General features: G+C 68.4%; 18 protein-coding genes and 2 pseudogenes. 13 read left to right on the top strand and 7 right to left on the bottom strand.

Features of this window, described 5'->3' with window-relative positions; genetic code table 11:
- Nucleotides 1-459 (bottom strand): annotated as a pseudogene (locus A5663_RS04535) (cytochrome c oxidase subunit II); the annotation flags it as partial.
- Between the two features lie 161 nt (nt 460-620).
- Here A5663_RS04535 and asnB point away from each other — a divergent pair.
- Nucleotides 621-2,552: an asparagine synthase (glutamine-hydrolyzing) gene (gene asnB, locus A5663_RS04530; protein ID WP_068144432.1), complete on the top strand. Its 1,932-nt coding sequence runs from the start codon at nt 621-623 to the stop codon at nt 2,550-2,552.
- Here asnB and A5663_RS04525 read toward each other — a convergent pair whose 3' ends face one another.
- Nucleotides 2,553-3,527 (bottom strand): carbohydrate kinase family protein, encoded by a 975-nt coding sequence (locus A5663_RS04525; protein ID WP_068144429.1) that lies wholly within the window; start codon nt 3,525-3,527, stop codon nt 2,553-2,555.
- A 132-nt stretch (nt 3,528-3,659) separates the two neighbouring features.
- Here A5663_RS04525 and A5663_RS04520 point away from each other — a divergent pair, with 132 nt between their 5' ends.
- A complete protein-coding gene (locus A5663_RS04520; RefSeq protein ID WP_068144428.1) occupies nt 3,660-4,292 on the top strand; it encodes a hypothetical protein in 633 nt (210 codons plus the stop codon).
- 10 nt (nt 4,293-4,302) lie between these two features.
- Here the strand turns inward: A5663_RS04520 and A5663_RS04515 are convergent, their stop codons facing one another.
- Nucleotides 4,303-4,659: an iron-sulfur cluster assembly accessory protein gene (locus A5663_RS04515; protein WP_068144425.1), complete on the bottom strand. Its 357-nt coding sequence runs from the start codon at nt 4,657-4,659 to the stop codon at nt 4,303-4,305.
- 184 nt (nt 4,660-4,843) lie between these two features.
- Between A5663_RS04515 and A5663_RS04510 the strand changes: the two genes are divergently transcribed.
- Genes A5663_RS04510 through A5663_RS04495 form a run of 4 tightly spaced genes read left to right on the top strand, consistent with a single transcriptional unit; the run spans nt 4,844 to nt 7,781 of the window.
- The gene (locus A5663_RS04510; protein WP_369816588.1) at nt 4,844-5,467 is read left to right on the top strand and encodes a DUF3043 domain-containing protein; all 624 of its coding nucleotides are present in this window, start codon (nt 4,844-4,846) and stop codon (nt 5,465-5,467) included.
- 5 nt (nt 5,468-5,472) lie between these two features.
- A complete protein-coding gene (locus tag A5663_RS04505) occupies nt 5,473-6,003 on the top strand; it encodes a bifunctional adenosylcobinamide kinase/adenosylcobinamide-phosphate guanylyltransferase (RefSeq protein WP_068144419.1) in 531 nt (176 codons plus the stop codon).
- The gene (gene cobT, locus A5663_RS04500; RefSeq protein WP_068144416.1) at nt 6,000-7,055 is read left to right on the top strand and encodes a nicotinate-nucleotide--dimethylbenzimidazole phosphoribosyltransferase; all 1,056 of its coding nucleotides are present in this window, start codon (nt 6,000-6,002) and stop codon (nt 7,053-7,055) included. The genes A5663_RS04505 and cobT overlap by 4 nt, the downstream gene beginning before the upstream one ends.
- Before the next feature lie 3 nt (nt 7,056-7,058).
- A complete protein-coding gene (locus A5663_RS04495) occupies nt 7,059-7,781 on the top strand; it encodes an adenosylcobinamide-GDP ribazoletransferase (RefSeq protein WP_068144414.1) in 723 nt (240 codons plus the stop codon).
- Nucleotides 7,782-7,798: 17 nt separating this feature from the next.
- Here A5663_RS04495 and A5663_RS04490 read toward each other — a convergent pair whose 3' ends face one another.
- Together A5663_RS04490 and gcvT are read right to left on the bottom strand one after the other, a co-directional pair.
- On the bottom strand, nt 7,799-8,905 hold the full coding sequence (locus tag A5663_RS04490; protein ID WP_068144411.1) for a branched-chain amino acid aminotransferase: 1,107 nt from the start codon (nt 8,903-8,905) through the stop codon (nt 7,799-7,801).
- A gap of 23 nt (nt 8,906-8,928) precedes the next feature.
- Nucleotides 8,929-10,023 carry a glycine cleavage system aminomethyltransferase GcvT gene (gene gcvT, locus A5663_RS04485; protein WP_068144408.1) on the bottom strand — a complete coding sequence of 365 codons (1,095 nt, stop codon included), beginning with the start codon at nt 10,021-10,023 and terminating at the stop codon, nt 8,929-8,931.
- A 29-nt stretch (nt 10,024-10,052) separates the two neighbouring features.
- Between gcvT and A5663_RS04480 the strand changes: the two genes are divergently transcribed.
- The gene (locus A5663_RS04480; RefSeq protein WP_156744333.1) at nt 10,053-11,168 is read left to right on the top strand and encodes an adenylate/guanylate cyclase domain-containing protein; all 1,116 of its coding nucleotides are present in this window, start codon (nt 10,053-10,055) and stop codon (nt 11,166-11,168) included.
- A 17-nt stretch (nt 11,169-11,185) separates the two neighbouring features.
- A complete protein-coding gene (locus tag A5663_RS04475) occupies nt 11,186-12,697 on the top strand; it encodes a leucyl aminopeptidase (RefSeq protein WP_068144401.1) in 1,512 nt (503 codons plus the stop codon).
- A 70-nt stretch (nt 12,698-12,767) separates the two neighbouring features.
- Here the strand turns inward: A5663_RS04475 and A5663_RS04470 are convergent, their stop codons facing one another.
- Complete coding sequence (locus A5663_RS04470; protein ID WP_068144398.1) at nt 12,768-14,534, bottom strand: SDR family oxidoreductase; 1,767 nt, start codon at nt 14,532-14,534, stop codon at nt 12,768-12,770.
- A gap of 102 nt (nt 14,535-14,636) precedes the next feature.
- A complete protein-coding gene (locus tag A5663_RS04465; RefSeq protein WP_068144396.1) occupies nt 14,637-14,993 on the bottom strand; it encodes an oxidoreductase in 357 nt (118 codons plus the stop codon).
- A gap of 163 nt (nt 14,994-15,156) precedes the next feature.
- Between A5663_RS04465 and sucB the strand changes: the two genes are divergently transcribed.
- The 5 genes and pseudogenes from sucB to A5663_RS22895 all read left to right on the top strand — a co-directional run.
- On the top strand, nt 15,157-17,097 hold the full coding sequence (gene sucB / locus A5663_RS04460; RefSeq protein ID WP_068144394.1) for a 2-oxoglutarate dehydrogenase, E2 component, dihydrolipoamide succinyltransferase: 1,941 nt from the start codon (nt 15,157-15,159) through the stop codon (nt 17,095-17,097).
- A gap of 21 nt (nt 17,098-17,118) precedes the next feature.
- A complete protein-coding gene (locus A5663_RS04455) occupies nt 17,119-18,024 on the top strand; it encodes a TIGR01777 family oxidoreductase (RefSeq protein WP_068144390.1) in 906 nt (301 codons plus the stop codon).
- Nucleotides 18,025-18,034: 10 nt separating this feature from the next.
- Nucleotides 18,035-18,703, top strand: a complete 669-nt coding sequence (gene lipB, locus A5663_RS04450; protein WP_068144387.1) for a lipoyl(octanoyl) transferase LipB — start codon at nt 18,035-18,037, stop codon at nt 18,701-18,703.
- Complete coding sequence (gene lipA, locus A5663_RS04445; protein ID WP_068144384.1) at nt 18,703-19,629, top strand: lipoyl synthase; 927 nt, start codon at nt 18,703-18,705, stop codon at nt 19,627-19,629. The genes lipB and lipA overlap by 1 nt, the downstream gene beginning before the upstream one ends.
- A 4-nt stretch (nt 19,630-19,633) precedes the next feature.
- Nucleotides 19,634-19,744, top strand: a pseudogene (locus tag A5663_RS22895) (DUF4191 domain-containing protein); the annotation flags it as partial.

Raw genomic sequence — 19,744 nt, 5'->3', positions numbered from 1 at the left:
GAAGTTGACCTTCTGGTAGCCGAACTTCCAGTTCCACTGGAAGGCGGTGACGTCGACGACGACCTCGGGGTTCGGCTCCTTGTGCAGCATCTTCTCCTGCACCACGACGGTGAAGTAGAACAGCACCGAGATGATCAGGAACGGAATGACGGTCAGCACCAGTTCCAACGGCATGTTGTAGCCGAACTGGCGCGGCAGCTCGGTGTCGGTCTTCTTGGCCCGATGGAAGGCGGAGGTCCAGAAGATCAGGCCCCACACGATCGCGCCGACGACCAGCGAGGCGATCACCGAGCCGATCCACAGCTCGCGGTTGAAATGCGCTTCGGGCGTGATGCCCTTCGGCCACCCCAGCCCCAGCGCCTCGGACCAGCTGCAGCCGCTGAGCAGCAACGCCGTAGCACCCAGGATGAGTGACAGCGACGCCGTTCGCGCCACCGCCTTCAGCCCGCGAGGTGTCACGTGGAGCCTCCTAGAAGTCAGTAACGCGCGACCGCGGTGCGGCCAGTTCCTGCAGCGAATACTACGCAGCGTAGACCACGCGTGGACGGCGGTCTCAACACACCTCGACCTTCCCGCTGCCCGTTGGGCTCCACACCGACGGATTGGGCATACTTGGCGCCGTGTGCGGACTGCTGGCCCTGTTGCGTGACCCGTCCGCAGAAATCTCCCCGGCGCTGATCGAGGCGGTGTCGGGTGCATCTCACCTGATGCGCCACCGCGGCCCTGACGAGCCCGGGACCTGGTCCGACGACCGGGCGGTGCTGGGCTTCAACCGGCTGTCGATCATCGACATCGCGCACAGCCACCAACCGCTGCGGTGGGGGCCGCCGGAGGCGCCGGGCCGCTACGTGCTCGTGTTCAACGGCGAGATCTACAACTACCTGGAGTTGCGCGAGGAACTCACGGCACAGCACGGCGTGGCGTTCAACACCGACGGTGACGGCGAGACGATCATCGCGGCGTATCACCACTGGGGCACAGACGCGCTGACCCGGCTGCGGGGCATGTTCGCGTTCGCGCTGTGGGACACCGAGCGCGAAGAGCTGTTCTGCGCCCGGGACCCGTTCGGCATCAAGCCGCTCTACATGGCCACCGGCCCCGGGGGCACAGCGGTGGGCAGTGAGAAGAAATGCCTTCTCGACCTCGCCGACACCCTGGGCATCGACCTGTCCACCGACGAGCGCGCCGTGCAGCACTACACCGTCCTGCAGTACGTGCCCGAGCCGGAAACCCTGCACCGCGGGGTGCGCAGGCTCGAGTCGGGCAGCTACGCGCGTATCCGCGCCGGCGCGCAGCCGGAGGTGACGCGGTACTTCCGCCCCCGGTTCACCGCGGTTCCGTTCGCCGCCGGCCGTGAGCAGGAGCGCTACGACGAGATCACCGCGGTCCTCGAAGACTCGGTCGCCAAGCACATGCGCGCCGACGTGACGGTCGGGGCGTTCCTCTCCGGCGGCATCGACTCGACGGCGATAGCTGCTCTGGCCATGCGGCACAACCCGCGGCTGATCACGTTCACCACCGGCTTCGAGCGTGAGGGCTTCTCCGAGGTGGACGTCGCAATCGCCTCGGCCGAGGCGATCGGCGCCAGGCACGTCGCCAAGGTCGTCAGCCAGGCCGAGTTCGTCGCCGCCCTGCCCGAAATCGTCTGGTATCTCGACGAACCCGTCGCCGACCCCGCGTTGGTGCCCTTGTTCTTCATCGCTCGCGAGGCGCGCAAGCACGTCAAGGTGGTGCTTTCCGGCGAAGGCGCCGACGAGTTGTTCGGCGGCTACACCATCTACCGGGAGCCGTTGTCGCTACGGCCTTTCGAGTATCTGCCCCGCCCGCTGCGGCGGTCACTGGGGCGCGCGTCGCGACCGCTGCCCGAGGGGATGCGCGGCAAGAGCCTGCTGCACCGCGGTTCACTGACGCTCGAGGAGCGCTACTACGGCAACGCCCGCAGCTTCTCGGATGACCAATTGCGGGCGGTGCTGCCGGGATTCCGCCAGGAGTGGACGCACACCGACGTGACCAAGTCCGTCTACGCCGCGTCGTCGGGCTGGGATCCGGTCGCCCGCATGCAGCACGTCGACCTCTTCACCTGGCTGCGCGGCGACATCCTGGTCAAGGCCGACAAGATGACCATGGCGAACTCGCTGGAGTTGCGGGTGCCGTTCCTCGACCCCGAGGTGTTCGCGGTCGCGTCCCGGCTCCCCTACGACCAGAAGATCACAAGGGCGACAACCAAATTCGCGTTGCGGCGAGCTCTGGAGCCGATCGTTCCCGCGCACGTGCTGAACCGGCCGAAGCTGGGCTTTCCGGTGCCGATCCGGCATTGGTTGCGGGCCGGCGAACTGCTCGACTGGGCCCATTCGATGGTCGACACGTCACAGGCCTCGGAGTTGGTCGATCTGGGCGCAGTTCGCGCCATGCTCGACGAACACCGCAGCGGCGCAAGCGATCACAGCCGCCGGCTGTGGACCGTGCTGATCTTCATGCTGTGGCACGCGATCTTCGTCGAACGCAGCATCACCCCGCAGATCGGCGAGCCGACCTACCCCGTGCAGCTGTGACTATTTGAGCGCGCTGCCGATCTCCGCGGCGGCGTCGTCACCGTAGGCGTCACCCAACCGTTGCACGGCCTCGTCGCGGTCCCAGCTCCACTCCTGTGGGCCCGGCGCCTCGAACACCAGCACGGCGACCAGCGACGCGAGCTGAGCGGACCGCTCCAAGCTCAAGCCGGCACTGCGTCCGGTCAGGAAGCCCGCCCGGAACGCGTCGCCGATGCCGGTCGGGTCGGCCTGGTGCTTCTCGGGCACCACGCCGACGTGGATGAACGTGCCGTCCGAGCTGACGAGGTCCACGCCCTTGGGGCCCAGGGTGGTGACGCGCAGCCCGATCTGGCTCATCACCTGCGCCTCACTCCAGCCGGACTTCTGCAGTAGCAGGTCCCACTCATAGTCGTTGGTGAACAGATAGGTGGCGCCGTCGATCAGCTTGCGGATCTCCTCACCGGACAATCTCGCCAATTGCTGAGAGGGGTCGGCGGCGAACGCCAGGCCGAGCTTGCGGCACTCCTCGGTGTGCAGGAACATCGCCTCGGGGTCGTTGGCGCCGACGATCACCAGTTCGGGCGTGCCGATGCGCTTGGTGAGGTCGGCGAGCGAGATGTTGCGCGCCTCGGACATGGCGCCGGGATAGAACGACGCGATCTGAGCCATGGCCTCGTCGGTGGTGCAGACGAACCGTGCGGTGTAGGCCGTCTCGGAGACCAGCACACTCTCGGTGTCCACGCCGACGGACTCCAGCCAGTTGCGGTAGTCGTCGAAGTCGCTACCGACGGCGCCCACCAGCGCCACGTCGCCGCCCAGCACGCCGATGGCGAACGCCATGTTGCCCGCGACGCCGCCGCGGTGCACGACCAGATCGTCGACCAGAAAGCTCAGCGACACCTTCTGCAGGTGCTCGGGCAGCAGCTGTTCGGAGAATTTCCCGGGGAACCGCATCAAATGGTCGGTTGCGATCGATCCGGTCACCGCAATTGTCACGAACTCTCACCCTTCGTTTGTTAACCCGCCTAGTTAATCTAGTGCGCTAACCTGCCTAGAAAGACATGCCCGCCTCGTAAGACAGCACTGTAGACAGGCGCCTGCCTACGAAGATCTCCGGGGAGCAAATACATGACCGGTCCTTATCCGCCCGAATACGGCGCTGGACCGACCGGCCCGCAAATGTATGCGCAGCCGTTCCCGTATGCCGAGAACGCGCCGGCGGCATATCCGGACGCGCTTCCCCCGCCGGTGCCCTACCGAAAGAAACGGCGATGGCCGATCGTGGCGGCGGTGGTGCTGGCGATCGCGGTGATCGCGGCAGTGGTGGCCGCCATCGCCATGACCGGCGGCAGCGACGAGACGTCGCGGTCGGCCGCGCTCAACGAGGGGTCCATCAAGGCCGCGATCCAGGAGTACCTGGACGCGCTGACCAACGGCGACGCCGAGACTGTCGCGCGCCACACTCTGTGTGGGCTTTTCGACGCGGTGAAGGAAAAACGCGCAGATCTGGCGCTGGCCCGCCTGTCGGGCGATGCGTTCCGCAAGCAGTACAGCAGCGCCGAGGTGACGTCGATCGACAAGGTCGTCATGCCCTCGCCACACCAGGCGCAGGTGCTCTTCACCATGCGGGTCACGCCGGCCGGCGGCTCGCGCCGCGATCGCACGGACACTGCCGAGCAGCAGGCCGTCGCCCAGTTGCTGGCGCAGGACAACCAGATACTGGTGTGCTCCTACCTGCCGCGAACGGCCGGCCAGTACTGAGCTGTTCGGCTCAGTTGAACGAGTCGCCGCAGGCGCACGAACCCGTCGCGTTCGGGTTGTCGATCGTAAAGCCCTGCTTCTCGATGGTGTCGACGAAGTCGATGGTGGCCCCCTGCACGTAGGGCGCGCTCATGCGGTCCACTGTCAGGTTCACGCCACCGAACACGGCGGTCAGGTCGCCGTCAAGCGACCGGTCGTCGAAGAACAGGTTGTACCGCAGCCCGGCGCAACCACCCGGCTGGACGGCGATGCGCAGGGCGAGGTCGTCGCGGCCCTCCTGGTCCAGCAACGCCTTCGCCTTGGCGGCGGCGGCGTCGGTGAGGGTCACACCGTGCGTGGCGGTTGCCGTCTCTCCCGGAACTGTCATTGGGTCTCCTGTAAGGCCTCACTTGTGGGGCGTACTCAGTCAACGGTACCTCGTATTGCCGCTATTCCCGAGATAGTCCCCAGGCGGTCGGCTGCCGCCGCAGCGGAAGTAGCCTGGCAGCGTGAACCTGCTGGGCGGCAGAAAAGACCGCAAGAAGGACAAGGAACCCGACCCGGGCGCGGATGTGTCCGAGAACACGGTCGAGACCGAACTGCGCGACGACGTCAAGGCGGCACGCACCACCGCCCCCAAGGGCAGGCCGACTCCCAAGCGTGACGCCGGCAGGCGCGGCCCGGTGGCGCCGGCGCCGATGACGGCCGCCGAAGCTCGTCGTCGCCGCAAGGAGATGCGTGCCACGCTGAGCCGGGAGGAACGCCGCGCGGAGAAGGCGGCCCGCCGCGAACAGATGTCCGAGCGCCGCGAGAAGATGATGGCCGGCGAGGAGGCCTACCTGCTGCCGCGAGACCAGGGGCCGGTACGACGCTATGTGCGCGATGTGGTGGATTCCCGCCGCAACGTGCTCGGGCTGTTCTTGCCGTCGGCGCTGGGCTTGATCTTCGTGATGCTGGCCGTGCCCTCGGTCGAGGTGCAGCGTCTGCTCTCCCCCGCGATGCTCGTGCTTGTCCTCGTCATGGTGGTCGACGGCTTCATTCTCGGCCGCCGGGTCAACCGCCTGGTGGACGCGAAGTTCCCCGCCAACACCGAGGGCGGGTGGAAGCTCGGCTTCTACGCGGCCAGCCGCGCGTCGCAGCTGCGCCGGATGCGCGCGCCCCGCCCGCAGGTGAACCGCGGCGACAAGGTCGCCTGACCCCGGTGCACACCTTGGTGCTCGGCGGCATTCGGTCGGGCAAGTCGCAGTGGGCCGAGACGGCCCTCGCCGAAGAGGCGGCCGCCCCGCAACCGGTGCGCTATCTTGCGACGGGTGCCGCGCCCGCGGGCGACCCGGAGTGGGCGGCGCGGGTGTGCGCCCACCGGCAACGACGCGACGCCCGGTGGTCGACCGTCGAAACCGTCGATGTGGCAACGCAACTGCGTGAGCAGCCGATCGCGACGCTGGTGGACGACATCGGTTCGTGGCTGACCGCGGCGATGGACCGGTCGCAAGCCTGGACCGGCGGGTCGATCGCCGCCGACGTCGACGACCTGCTCGACGCGGTGGGCCGGTTTCGCGCCCCGCTGGCCATGGTCAGCCCCGAGGTCGGGCTGACCGTGGTGCCGGCGACGGCGGCCGGCCGCCGGTTCGCCGACGAACTGGGTTCACTCAACCAGGGACTCGCCGCGGTCTGCGACCGGGTGGTGCTGGTCGTCGCGGGGCAGCCGGTCACGGTGAAGGAGCCCGCGTGACCGAATTCCCGGCCATCACACCACCGGACGCGCAGGTGGCCGCCGCCGCGCGGGCGCGCCAAGACCGGCTGACCAAGCCACCGGGCTCGCTGGGCAGGCTCGAAGACCTCGCGGTCTGGGTCGCCTCGTGTCAAAGCAGTTGTCCGCCAAGGCAGTTCCAGCGGGCGCGGGTGGTGGTCTTCGCGGGCGACCACGGCGTGGCCGCGGCCGGAGTTTCGGCGTATCCGGCCGACGTGACCGCGCAGATGGTCGCCAACTTCGACCGCGGCGGCGCGGCGATCAACGTGCTCGCCGAGGCGGCGGGCGCGACGGTGCGGGTCGTCGACATCGCGGTCGACGTCGATGAACCGCATTCGGCGTCGATCGGTGCGCACAAGGTGCGCCGCAGCAGCGGCAACATCGCCGTCGAGGACGCGCTGAGCGCCGACGAACTCAGCGCCGCGATCGCGGCCGGCCGACACCTCGCAGACGAGGAGGTCGACTCGGGTGCGGATCTGTTGATCGCCGGCGACATGGGAATCGGGAACACCACGCCCGCAACGACTTTGATCGCGGCGCTGAGTGACTGCGAACCGGTCGCCGTGGTCGGTCGCGGTACCGGCGTGGATGACGCCGGTTGGGCGCGCAAGACCGCCGCCGTCCGCGATGCGCTGTACCGCTGCCGGGGCAGCCGCACCGATCCCGCCGCGCTGCTGCGGATGTGCGGCGGTGCGGACCTCGCGGCGATGACGGGCTTCTGCGCGCAGGCGGCGGTGCGGCGGACGCCGCTGCTGCTCGACGGTCTGGTGGTGACGGCGGCGGCGTTTATCGCCGAGCGGCTGGCGCCCGGCGCCCGGCACTGGTGGCAGGCCGGACACCGGTCCCCCGAACCCGCGCACGCGGTGGCGCTGGATCGGCTCGGGCTCGACCCGATCGTCGACATGCGGATGCGCCTCGGCGAAGGCACCGGGGCCGCGGTCGCACTGCCGGTCGTGCGGGCGGCGGTGGCCACGCTGGCGTCGATGGCGACGTTCGACGAAGCGGGCGTCACCGACCCGTCCGGGGATCAGTAGGTCGTGATCCGTTCTCTGGCAGGGTCTTTCGCGTTCGGCACCGTGATGCCCGTGCCGGCGGCCAGGGCTTTCGGCCGCGGAGAGCTGACCGCGCTGCCGGTGGTCGGGGTGGCGCTCGGCGCACTGGCGGCCGCGACCCTGTGGGCGGCATCGTGGGCGTTCGGACCCGGCCCGCTGGCCGGTGTGCTGGCGGTGGCGGTCGTGATCGCGTCCACCCGTGGCCTGCACATCGACGGCCTTGCCGACACCGCCGACGGTCTCGGCTGTTACGGCGAGCCGCAGCGCGCCCTCGCCGTGATGCGCGACGGGCCGGCCGGCCCGCTCGGCGTGGTGACCGTCGTGATTGCGGTCCTGGTGCAGGGTTTGGCGTTCTCCGAGTTGAACGCCGTCGGGCTGGTGGCCGCGCTGATGGGGGGCCGGGTGGCGGCGGTGCTGGCATGCAGGCGCGGTGTGCCGGCCGCTGCGGGCAGTTCGCTCGGCGTCGGGGTCGCGGGCACGCAGCCGATTGCGGTGATCGCCGCCTGGGTCGTCGCGGTTGCTGGAATGGCAGCGTTCGCGGGCCCGCGGCTGTGGCAGGGGCCGGTGAGCGTCATCGTCGCGCTCGCGTGTGGGGCGCTGCTGGTGTGGCACTGCATCCGGCGCTTCGGCGGGGTGACGGGCGACGTGCTCGGCGCCGCGATCGAGGTGACGACGACCGTCGCGGCGCTGGGCCTCGTGATCCGCTGAGCCGCGCCGAGACCGGCTCAGCCGAGTCGGGCCATCCAGCCGTGGGTGTCGGCGAAGGTCCCGCGTTGAATTCCGGTCAGCGTGTCGCGCAGCGCCATCGTGATCTCGCCAGGGCCACCGTCGGCGATGGTGAACTCCCCGTCGGCGTGCTTGACCCGCGCGACCGGCGTGATGACGGCCGCTGTCCCGCAGGCGAACACCTCGGTGATCTCCCCGGCGGCCGCCTTCTTCTGCCACTCGTCGACGTCGATCTTGCGTTCTTCGACGCTGAAGCCCGCATCGGATGCCAACTGCAGCAAGGAATCCCGCGTCACACCGGGCAGGATGGAACCGCTCAGCTCGGGGGTCACCAGACGCGCGGACCCACCGCTGCCGAACACGAAGAACAGGTTCATGCCGCCCATCTCTTCGACGAAGCGACGTTCGGCGGCGTCCAGCCAGACCACCTGGTCGCAGTCGTTGTCGGCCGCCTGCGCCTGCGCCAGCAGCGAAGCCGCGTAGTTGCCGCCGAACTTGGCAGCGCCGGTCCCGCCCGGGCAGGCCCGCACATACTCGGTGGACAGCCACACGCTGACCGGTTTGATGCCGCCCTTGAAATAGGCCCCCGCGGGTGAGGCGATGACCAGATAGCGGTACTCGTTCGCCGGCCGCACGCCGAGCCCGGGTTCGGTGGCGATCACGAACGGCCGCATGTACAGCGATTCCTCGCCGCCGGCAGGAGGCACCCACTGCTCGTCGACGGCGACCAGTTGGCGCAGCGACTCGATGAACGTCTGTTCGGGCAGCTCCGGAATCGCGAGCCGGTTCGCCGAGGTACGCAACCGGCGGGCGTTGGCCTCCGGGCGGAACGACACGATCGAGCCGTCGGCCCAGCGGTAGGCCTTGAGCCCCTCGAAGATCTCCTGCGCGTAATGCAGCACGATCGCCGACGGGTCGAGCTCGATCGGCCCATACGGGATCACCCGGGCGTTGTGCCATCCCTCGCCCTCGAGGTAGTCGATCGACACCATGTGATCGGTGTGGTGCTGCCCGAAGCCGGGATTGCCCAGAATCGACGCCCGTACCTCGTCACCCGCCGGGTTCGCGTTGCGCTCAACCGTGAACTCGAGGGGGCCGTCAGTCATGCAGCGATTGTATATCCGCACCGCTACCGGGTTTTTGCCTCGACAAACGGTGGCTTGACCACCTCGCATTCGAGGGCGCGGCCACGCACGTCGACGGTGACGCGCTGGCCGTCGGCGACTTCTGCGTCGGTGTCGACGAACGCCAGCGCGATGCCGACTTTCAACGTCGGCGAGAACGTTCCCGACGTCGTCACCCCCACCGGCCGATCGCCGTCGAGCACGGTGAGGTCGGCGCGCAGCACTCCCCGACCGACCGCCTTCAGCCCGCGCAGCAGCCTGCGCGGCCCGCTCGCTTTCTCTGCCAGCAACGCGTCGCGTCCCCAGAACGCGTTCTTCTTCCACCCGACCGCCCAGCCGCAGCGCGCCTGCAGCGGCGAGAAGTCCAGCGAGAGTTCGTGGCCGTGCAGCGGATAACCCATCTCCGTGCGCAAGGTGTCACGCGCGCCCAGGCCCGCGGGCTCGCCGCCCGCCGCCGTGACCTTGTCGAGCAGCGCGTCGAAAACGACGCTCGCGCGGTCCCATTCAGGCAGCAGTTCGTAACCGTGCTCACCGGTGTAGCCGGTGCGGCAGACGCGCACGGCCACGCCGCCGAACTCCGCGTCCGCATAACCCATGTAGTCCATGTCGGTCGGCAGACCCAATCCGCCGACCACCTCCGCCGACTTCGGCCCCTGGACCGCCAGCACCGCGTACGAGCGGTGCTCGTCGGTGATGGTCAGGCCGGTGGGCGCCCGCTCCTGCAGTGCCTCGACGACCGCGGCGGTGTTGGCGGCGTTGGGCACCAGGAAGACCTCGTCGTCGGAGACGTAGTAGGCGATCAGGTCGTCGACGACTCCCCCAGAATCGTTGCAGCACAACGTGTATTGCGCTTTGCCCGGGCCGATGCGGCGCAGGTCGTTGGTGAACGCGGAATTGACGTACTCGGCGGCGCCCGGCCCGCGCACCAGTGCCTTGCCGAGATGGCTGACGTCGAACAGCCCGACGGACGTCCGCGTCGAGTTGTGCTCGCTGACCGTGCCGGCGTAGGAAACCGGCATCAGCCACCCGCCGAACTCGGCGAAGCTCGCACCGAGTTCGCGGTGGCGGTCCTCGAGCGGACCCTTCGACACGTTGTCCATCTCAGCCTGCGTCACGCCGATCCACCCTAATGCGGCCGCGCAGTTGGCACACTTGTGCAGTGGTCGACCTCGACGCACTGCAAGCCGCGGGAATCGCCGACGCCCACGCCCGGGCTCCGCTCATCGCCTACCTCGACTCGCTGGGGTTCAGCGCCGAGGACATGGTCGACGCCGAGCGGCGCGGCCGGCTCTTCGGCCTCGCCGGTGACGTGTTGCAGTGGTCCGGCCCACCGAGGTACAGCTTGCGCGCTGCGGCCGACCGGCTCGATGTGCCGCTCGCCGAACTCGTCCGCGCCTGGCAAGCGCTCGGGCTCACGGTGACCGACCCAAAACTGCGCGTTCTCAGCCAGGCAGACGTCGACGCGCTGGCGTCGTGGCGCACGATCAGTGCGGTGACCGGCGCCGACGCGGCGCTGACCTTCTTGCGGATCATCGGTGCGACGATGGCGCGCCTCGCCGAGGCCAGCGGCACGATGATCCGGCTGGCGCAGCCCGACCTGCTGATGACGCATACCCACGACGAGCTCACGACGGCTCGCGCGTACCGGGCGGTCGCCGAACTGGTGCCCGGTATCTCGGCGCTGATGGACTCGGTGTGGCGCCACCACATCACCAGCGCCAGGGCGTACTTCGAGGGCGTGATCCACGATGCGTCGGCAAGCGTCACCTGCGGCGTCGGGTTCGCCGACCTGTCGGGGTTCACGGCGCTGACACAGCGGCTCACACCCACGGAACTGGCCGAGCTGCTCGTCGAGTTCAGCGGCGAGGTGAGCGATGTGGTGCATGCCGGGGGCGGCCGAGTGGTCAAGTTCATCGGTGACGAGGTGATGTGGGTGACCTCGACGCGCGAACAACTGGTCAAGGTCGCGGTCGATCTGGTCGAGAATCCGCGGGCGAGGGAGACCGGCCTGGGGGTGCGGGCGGGCCTCGGGTACGGCCTGGTGCTGGCGATCGGCGGCGACTACTTCGGCACCCCGGTCAACCTCGCCGCGCGGTTGGTGAGCGCCGCCGCACCCGGGCAGGTTCTCGCCGGCTCCGACCTGCGTGATGAGCTGCCCGACCGGCCCGCGACGCCGTTGAATCCGCTGACGCTCAAAGGGTTCGAGGGCCCCGTCACGGCCTACGACTTGCGTGTCGTCGGCTGAAGCTAGGGTGGGGGTTCGTGAGCGCTGCAACCGCCGGATACCAGGTCCCCACCGTCACCGCCAGCTCGTCGCTGCCCAAACGCAAAGCCGGAAGTTCGGTGCTGATCGTGGCGGTGGTCAACGGAAACGATGACTCGTCGGCGAAGGTGGTGCCGAGTCCGTTTCTCGACGCCGCGGCGGTTGCAGAGATCGAGGCCGCGCTCGAGGCGCTCGGCGCCAAGGGCGGTAGCGAGCAGATCACCCGCGTCGTTGCGCCGTCGCTGCCGGTGGCCAGCGTGTTGGCGGTCGGGCTGGGCAAGCAACGCGAGCACTACTCCGCCGACGTGATCCGCCGCGCCGCCGGCGTCGCGGCCCGGTCACTGAACGGCACGGAAGCGGTGGTGACCACGCTGTCGGATCTCGACCTGACCGCGGCGATCGAGGGCTTGATCCTCGGCGCTTACCGATTCGCCAACTTCCGCAGCGAGAAGACCGCACCGAAAGACGCGGGCCTGCGCGAGATCACCGTGCTCACGTCGGACACGAAGCCAGATGCCGCGCAGCGAGCCGCCGATATCGCGGCCGCGGTCGCCACCGCTCGAGATCTGGTCAACACCCCGCCAAGTCACCTCTTTCCCGCTGAGTTCGCCCGGCGGGCAAAGGAATTGGGAGACAGCGTCGGCCTCGAGGTGGAGGTTCTCGACGAGAAGGCCTTGGAGAAAGCGGGTTACGGCGGCATCATCGGCGTCGGCAAGGGTTCGTCGCGGCCGCCGCGGCTGGTGCGACTGACTCACAAGGGCGCGAAGCGCAATGGTAAGCGAGTTGCGCTGGTGGGCAAGGGCATCACGTTCGACACCGGCGGCATCTCGATCAAGCCCGCGGCGAACATGCACCACATGACCTCGGACATGGGTGGCGCCGCGGCCGTCATCGCGACCGTGGTGCTCGCCGCCAAACAGAAACTGCCGATCGACGTCGTCGCCACGGTGCCGATGGCGGAGAACATGCCGTCGGCCACCGCGCAGCGGCCCGGCGATGTGCTGACCCAGTACGGCGGCATCACGGTCGAGGTGCTCAACACCGACGCCGAGGGCAGGTTGATCCTGGCTGACGCGATTGTGCGGGCCGGTGAGGACGAGCCGGACTACCTGATCGAGACCTCGACGCTGACCGGCGCCCAGACCGTCGCACTCGGCGCCCGCACGCCGGGGGTCATGGGCAGCGACGAGTTCCGCGACCGCGTCGCGCGGATCTCTCAGGGTGTCGGCGAGAACGCTTGGCCGATGCCGCTTCCGGAGGAACTCAAGGACGACCTGAAATCGACGGTCGCCGATCTGGCCAACGTCAGCGGTTCGCGGTACGCCGGAATGCTGGTAGCGGGAACGTATTTGCGGGAGTTCGTGCCCGAGGGCGTGCAGTGGGCCCACATCGACATCGCCGGCCCGGCCTACAACACCGGCGGCCCGTGGGGTTACACGGGCAAGGGCGGAACCGGTGTACCGACGCGCACGATGTTCGCGGTTCTGGAGGACATCGCCGCCAACGGCTGAGTCACTGCGCCGAGACCGACGAAATGGCGGTTTTCACCTGCACAAATCCGCCAAAACGTCGGTTTGGTCGCTAGAGGACCCTGCCGCGCGCGGTGCTGCGCATCACTTGCGGGAACAGGTGCGCGACGCCGTAGACGATGTGCGCCTCGGGAGCGACCGGCCGGATCGGCTTGTTCTTCTTGACCGCCGAGACGATCGCCTTGGCAACCTTTTCCGGGCCGTAGCGCCGTTTCGCGAACACGCTCTCGAATTGGGCGCGGCGCACTTCGACCTTGTCCTGCTTGCCGGCCGGCGCGTCGAACCGGGTGGTGTGGATGATGTTCGTGTCGATCACGCCGGGACATACCGTCGTGGGGCCTACGCCGGCCTGGTCCAACTCGGCGCGCAGACAGTCGCCGAACATGAACACCGCCGCCTTGCTGGTCGCGTAGGCGTTCATCGACTGCTGCGGCGAGTAGGCCGCCATCGACGAGATGTTGACGATGTGGCCGCCGAGTCCGCGGTCGACCATCCGACGCCCAAAAGACCTGCAGCAGTTGACGACTCCGCCGAAGTTGATCGCGAGCACGCGGTCGTACTCCTCGGGTGGCGTGTCGAGGAACATTCCCGCGTGCCCGACGCCCGCGTTGTTCACGACGATGTCGGGGACGCCGTGTTCGGCGCACACGCGGTCGACGAACCGCTCGACGGCATCGGCGTCGGATACGTCCACGGTGTAGGCGTGCGCGACGCCACCGTGCGCGGCGACCTGGGCGGCGGTCTCCTTGGCGGTTCCCTCGTCGATGTCGCTGACGACGATCTCGGCGCCCTCGCGCGCGAAAGCCAGCGCGGTATGGCGGCCGATACCGCTGCCCGCGCCGGTCACCGAAACCAGTGTGTCACTGAAGGATTCGCGCGGGCGGCCAACTTGGGCGCGCAGGAGTTCACGCGTGGGCGCCTTGCCGTCGAGGAAGTCGACGAGTTGTTCGACAGAGCGAGCGATCGCCTGCGGGTGCGACATCGGCGACCAGTGACCCGCGGCGATGTCGCGGCGCCACAATCGCGGCACCCATTTACCGGTGTCGTCGTACACGAACGGGCGCACGAACGGATCCTTGGTGTTGACGATGAGTTGCACGGGAACGTCGACGTAGTGGTCGGCGCGTCCCGGCTTCATCGACCGCAGGTAGTTGGCGCCGTAGACCTTGATGCTCTTCGCGGCGTCGTTCTTGTAGGTCGCCGAGTGATGCAGTTGCTCGGCGGGGATCCCGTCGCGCAGCAGCAGGATCTGTCGCACCAGGTCGGCGACGAAGCCGCGTACGGCCAGCGGCGCTATGCCGGGAATCGAGAAGAATCCCATGTAGGCGAAGGACAAGAACTGGCTCAGGGCGCGCACGAAGCGTCGCGGCTGCCAGGGGCGCATCAGTGCGCCGGTGATGAATCGGTTGAGGTGGTCGATACTGGGGCCCGAGATCGAGGTGAACGACGCGACGCGGTCGGCGGCGCCGGGCCGGGCGAGGTACTCCCACATGGCCGCCGAGCCCCAGTCGTGAGCGATCACGTGCACTGGTCGGCCCGGGCTGGTGGCGGCGATGACCGCCTCGATGTCGTCTGCATACTGTGACATCCGGTAGGACGAAACGCGCTTGGACACAGTGGAATCGCCGACGCCGCGGTTGTCGTAGCGCACTATGCGGAACCGGTCGGCCAGCAGTGGCACGACGCCGTCCCACAAGACGTGCGAGTCCGGCCAGCCGTGCACGAGCACCAGCGTCGGGCCGTCCGGATTACCTTCTTCATGAACCGCGATCCGCACGTCATCCGAGCTGTCGACGAACCGCTGCGCGATCTCCCCCATCACACCTCCCGTGACTTGGTCGAACCGCCGGTACCGTATCAGCGCCGTGTTTTCCTCACGCTAGCGTTCGTCAGTACTGTCTGTTCCTCGCGCAAGCGTTCGTCAGGAGTCCTCGAGCTCCTGTCGCTCCGCGCGCCTGCGTTCGATGCGTCTGCGCTCGTCGTAGTCCCGCATCCGCTGCGGGTAGCCGACCTTCTGCACGTCGTAGACCGGTATCTGTAGCCGGACGGAGAGCCGCCGCGCGCCCGCGTCGCCGCCGGCCCGCCGCCGCGTCCACTCGCCGTCGGCGGCCACCAGCACGACGGTGATGTCGGTGACGGTGGTCTTCGGTTCGACGAACGCCTCGACGCCGGCATGGTCGGCGACCCACTGGTGGAGGTAGTTCAGGTCTGCAGCGGGATCGTCAGCCGTCCCCCTGCCCGCGCGCCTACCGCGCCGGAATCTGTCGAGGACTCCCACTGGCCTCCGCACTCCCTTTCGACTCACCTGTCTCGATAGTGCCAGAGCGTCGGGTCCGACGGTCTGCGGCGAACAGCGCGGCCGGACGTGACAGGATGGGTTCGCACGAGACATCGACCCAGCACGACTGACCGACCGTTCAAGGGAGCGAGGAGTCAATCACATGGCCATCTCCGTACAGATGCCTGCACTCGGCGAGAGCGTGACCGAAGGGACTGTCACCCGCTGGCTCAAGCAAGAAGGCGACACGGTTGAACAAGATGAGCCGCTGCTGGAAGTCTCGACCGACAAGGTCGACACCGAGATCCCCGCGCCCGCATCGGGCGTGCTGAAGAAGATCATCGCCCAAGAGGACGACACCGTAGAGGTCGGCGGCGAGTTGGCCGTGATCGGCGACGCCGACGAGGACTCCGATGACTCGGGCGACTCCGCCGACGAGGACTCCGGCGACGAGGACTCCGGCGATGACGACGACTCCGGCGACTCTGATGACGAGAAGCCCGCGGAAGAGCCGGCCGCGCAGTCGGAACCGGCGGCCGAGGAGGAGGACGCACCCGAGCAGGACTCCGAGAAGGAATCGAAGTCGGAATCCAAGTCCGAATCGAAGTCTGGCTCGAAGTCGAAGTCGTCCGGTGACGCCACACCGGTGCTGATGCCCGAACTCGGCGAGTCTGTCACCGAGGGCACCGTCACCCGCTGGTTGAAGAAGGTCGGCGACACCGTCGAGGTCGACGAACCGCTGCTGGAGGTGTCGACCGACAAAGTGGACACCGAGATCCCCTCGCCGGTGGCGGGCACGCTGCTGTCGATCACCGCCGAGGAGGACGACACCGTCGAGGTGGGCGGCGAGTTGGCCAAGATCGGTGACGCCGACGCCGCGGAGGATTCGGAACCCGAGCCCGAACCCGAGCAGGACGACGAGGGCGAGGGCGACGAGGGCGACGAGGCCGAGGGCCACGAGAAGGACGAAAAGCCGGAGCCCAAGCAAGAGGACGAGCAAGAGGACAAGCAGGAGCAGGAACCCGAGCAAGAGGACGAGCCCGAAGAGGAGCCCGAGCCCAAGCAGGAGAAGAAGCCCGAGCCCAAGCGGGAGAAGGAGCCGGAGCCCAAGCAGGAGAAGGAGTCCGAATCCAAGTCGGAGCCGCAGCCGTCGAGCGATTCCGGCCCCTACGTCACCCCTTTGGTGCGAAAGCTCGCAGCGGAGAACAACGTTGACCTCGCCGGCGTGAAAGGCACTGGTGTCGGCGGGCGAATCCGCAAGCAGGATGTGCTGGCGGCGGCCGAGGCGAACAAGGCGCCGGCGGCCTCGACCGGCGCGGCGAAAACGAGCGAACCGGCCGGCGAAGCGCCGAGCAAGTCGTCGGCCGCTCCCCTGGCGCACCTGCGCGGCACCACCCAGAAAGCCAACCGGATCCGGCAGCTGACCGCCAAGAAGACCCGCGAATCCTTGCAGGCGACAGCACAATTGACGCAGACCCATGAGGTCGACATGACCCGGATCGTGTCGTTGCGTGCACGGGCCAAGGCGAGCTTCGCCGAACGCGAGGGCGTGAATCTGACGTACCTGCCGTTCATCGCGGTCGCTGTCGTCGACGCGCTGAAGGCGCATCCGAATGTCAACGCCAGCTACAACGAGGAAACCAAGGAGATCACCTACTACGACGCCGAGCATCTCGGCTTCGCCGTCGACACCGAGCAGGGCCTGCTCTCGCCGGTGATCAAGAACGCCGGTGACCTGTCGCTGGCCGGACTTGCCCGGGCGATCGCCGACATCGCCGCGCGCGCCAGATCCGGTGATCTCAAGCCCGACGAGTTGTCCGGTGGAACGTTCACGATCACCAACATCGGCAGCCAGGGCGCCCTGTTCGACACACCGATCCTGGTGCCGCCGCAAGCGGCGATGCTGGGCACCGGCGCTATCGTCAAGCGGCCCAGGGTGATCGCCGACGAGTTCGGCAACGAGTCGATCGGGGTGCGCTCGGTGTGCTACCTGCCGCTGACTTACGACCACCGGCTGATCGACGGCGCGGATGCCGGGCGCTTCCTCACCACTGTCAAGCGCCGGCTCGAGGAAGGCGCATTCGAGGCGGACCTAGGTCTGTAGAGGGAAGGGCTTGCGCCTGTCGTGTCCGAAGCCGTCATCGCGATCGCGGGATCGTCCGGTCTGATCGGCACGGCGCTGGTGTACGCGTTGCGTGCCACCGACCGCCGTGTGCTGCGCATCGTTCGGCGCGCGCCGTCGAACGCCGACGAGGTGTTCTGGAACCCGGATACCGGAGAGTTCGACCCCGGGACGCTGTCCGGAGTGGACGCCGTGGTGAACCTCTGCGGAGTCAACGTCGGCGAGAAGCGGTGGTCGGGCGCGTTCAAGCAGAGCCTGCGCGACAGCCGCATCGGGCCTACGGAAGTGCTTGCGACCGCGGTCGCCGAGGCCGGCGTGCCCGTGCTCGTCAACGCCAGCGCGGTCGGCTTCTACGGCGACACTGGTGCGCAGATCACCGACGAGACCGTCCCGGCCGGCAAGGGGTTCCTTTCGGATCTCTGCGTCGATTGGGAGGCCGCCACCTGGGCGGCGCGACAGGACGGCGCCCGGGTCGTGCTGGTGCGATCCGGCCTGGTGTTGGCTCCGGCGGGCGGCGTCCTCGGCCGGCTCAAGCCGTTGTTCTCCCTCGGACTGGGCGCCAGGCTCGGCAACGGCCGCCAGTACATGCCGTGGATCAGCCTCGAGGACGAGGTACGCGCGCTGCTGTTCGCGATATCGCACGACGAGCTGTCCGGACCGGTCAACCTCACCGGCCCCGCGCCGGTAACCAACGCCGAGTTCACCGCGGCGCTGGGGCGCGCGGTCAACCGGCCTACGCCGCTTGCGGTTCCGGGTTTCGCGCTGCGTGCCGTCCTCGGAGAATTCGCCGACGAGGGGCTGCTGGGCGGTCAGCGCGCCATTCCCGCCGCGCTGGAACGGGCGGGATTCGCCTTCCACCACAACACCATTGGCGAGGCATTGGCATTCGCCACCGGACCGCGGGAGTAGCGTCGTCGTTGTGGCAGGTTCCATTCGGTCGGTGACGGCACCGATCGACGTGCGCGTGCTGGGCTCGGTCGACTACGAGGACGCCTGGCGGCTGCAGCGCGAGATCGCCGACGAGCGGTTGGCAGGCGGCCCCGACACCCTGCTACTGCTCGAGCATCCGCCGGTCTACACCGCGGGCCGACGCACACTGCCCGAGGAACGACCGACCGACGGCTCGCCCGTCGTCGACACCGACCGCGGCGGCAAGATCACCTGGCATGGCCCCGGACAACTGGTGGGCTATCCGATCGTCGGGCTGACCGAGCCCCTCGACGTCGTCAACTTCGTGCGTCGCCTCGAGGAGGCACTGATCCGCGTCTGCGCCGACTTCGGTGTGCAGACCGGACGCGTCGAGGGCCGCTCCGGGGTGTGGGTGCCCGCCGGCGACGACCCCGCCCGCAAGATCGCCGCCGTCGGCATCCGGGTGGCGCGCGCAACCACGCTGCACGGCTTCGCGTTGAACTGTGACTGCGAGCTTGGCGCGTTCTCGGCGATCGTGCCCTGCGGGATCACCGACGCCGGGGTCACTTCGCTGACCGCCGAACTGGGCCGCCGCGTCGGCGTCACCGACGTCATCGCTCCGGTGGCCGACGCCGTGTGCGATGCGCTCGACGGCCGCTTGTCAGTAGCATTGACGTAGTGACTGTCGCGCCTGAAGGTAGAAAGCTGCTGCGTCTCGAGGTCCGCAACGCCGAGACGCCGATCGAGCGCAAGCCGCCGTGGATCAAGACCCGCGCGAAGATGGGTCCGGAGTACAAGGAACTCAAGGCGCTGGTCAAACGCGAGGGCCTGCACACGGTCTGCGAGGAAGCCGGCTGCCCGAACATCTTCGAATGCTGGGAGGACCGCGAGGCGACGTTCCTCATCGGCGGTGAGCAGTGCACCCGGCGATGCGATTTCTGCCAGATCGACACCGGTAAGCCGGCCGACCTCGACCGCGACGAGCCGCGCCGGGTGGCCGAGAGCGTGCAGGCGATGGGATTGCGGTACTCGACGGTGACCGGCGTCGCCCGCGACGACCTGCCCGACGGCGGCGCATGGCTCTACGCCGAGACGGTGCGCGCGATCAAGGAACTGAACCCGAACACCGGCGTGGAGTTGCTGATCCCCGACTTCAACGGCAATCCCGCGCTGCTGCGACAGGTCTTCGAGGCGCGCCCAGAAGTGTTGGCGCACAACGTCGAAACGGTGCCGCGGATCTTCAAGCGGATCCGGCCGGCGTTCCGTTACGAGCGCAGCCTCGAGGTGCTGACCGCGGCTCGCGACCACGGGCTGGTCACCAAGTCGAACCTGATCCTCGGCATGGGTGAGACGCCCGACGAGGTGCGCGTCGCCCTGACAGATCTGCATGACGCGGGGTGCGACATCGTCACGATCACCCAGTACCTGCGGCCCTCGGCGCGCCACCATCCGGTCGAGCGCTGGGTGCACCCCGACGAGTTCGTCGAGCACGAGCGGTTCGCCCAAGGGCTCGGCTTCGCGGGCGTGCTGGCCGGCCCGCTGGTGCGGTCGTCGTACCGCGCGGGACGGTTGTACGCCCAGGCCAAATCCGCGTCCGTATCCTGAAGCAATGGCGAAATCCCGCAACCCCGAGGCCGTCAAGGCCGCGAAGGCCGAGGCCAAGGCGGCCCGTAAAGCGGCGTCCAAACAGCGTCGCGGCCAGCTGTGGCAGGCGTTCCAG

The sequence above is a fragment of the Mycobacterium sp. E740 genome, from assembly GCF_001672895.1.
Classification (GTDB): Bacteria; Actinomycetota; Actinomycetes; order Mycobacteriales; family Mycobacteriaceae; genus Mycobacterium.
Note: the sequence above shows the minus strand (reverse complement) of the source record. Positions and strands in the feature narration are given on the sequence as shown.

Coding starts and splice junctions, on each gene's coding strand:
- A5663_RS04520 (WP_068144428.1), top strand. CDS start 3,660: ATGACCGGTCCTTATCCGCCCGAATACGGCGCTGGACCGACCGGCCCG.
- A5663_RS04515 (WP_068144425.1), bottom strand. CDS start 4,659: ATGACAGTTCCGGGAGAGACGGCAACCGCCACGCACGGTGTGACCCTC.
- A5663_RS04490 (WP_068144411.1), bottom strand. CDS start 8,905: ATGACTGACGGCCCCCTCGAGTTCACGGTTGAGCGCAACGCGAACCCG.
- gcvT (WP_068144408.1), bottom strand. CDS start 10,023: ATGGACAACGTGTCGAAGGGTCCGCTCGAGGACCGCCACCGCGAACTC.
- A5663_RS04480 (WP_156744333.1), top strand. CDS start 10,053: ATGCGGCCGCGCAGTTGGCACACTTGTGCAGTGGTCGACCTCGACGCA.
- A5663_RS04470 (WP_068144398.1), bottom strand. CDS start 14,534: ATGGGGGAGATCGCGCAGCGGTTCGTCGACAGCTCGGATGACGTGCGG.
- sucB (WP_068144394.1), top strand. CDS start 15,157: ATGGCCATCTCCGTACAGATGCCTGCACTCGGCGAGAGCGTGACCGAA.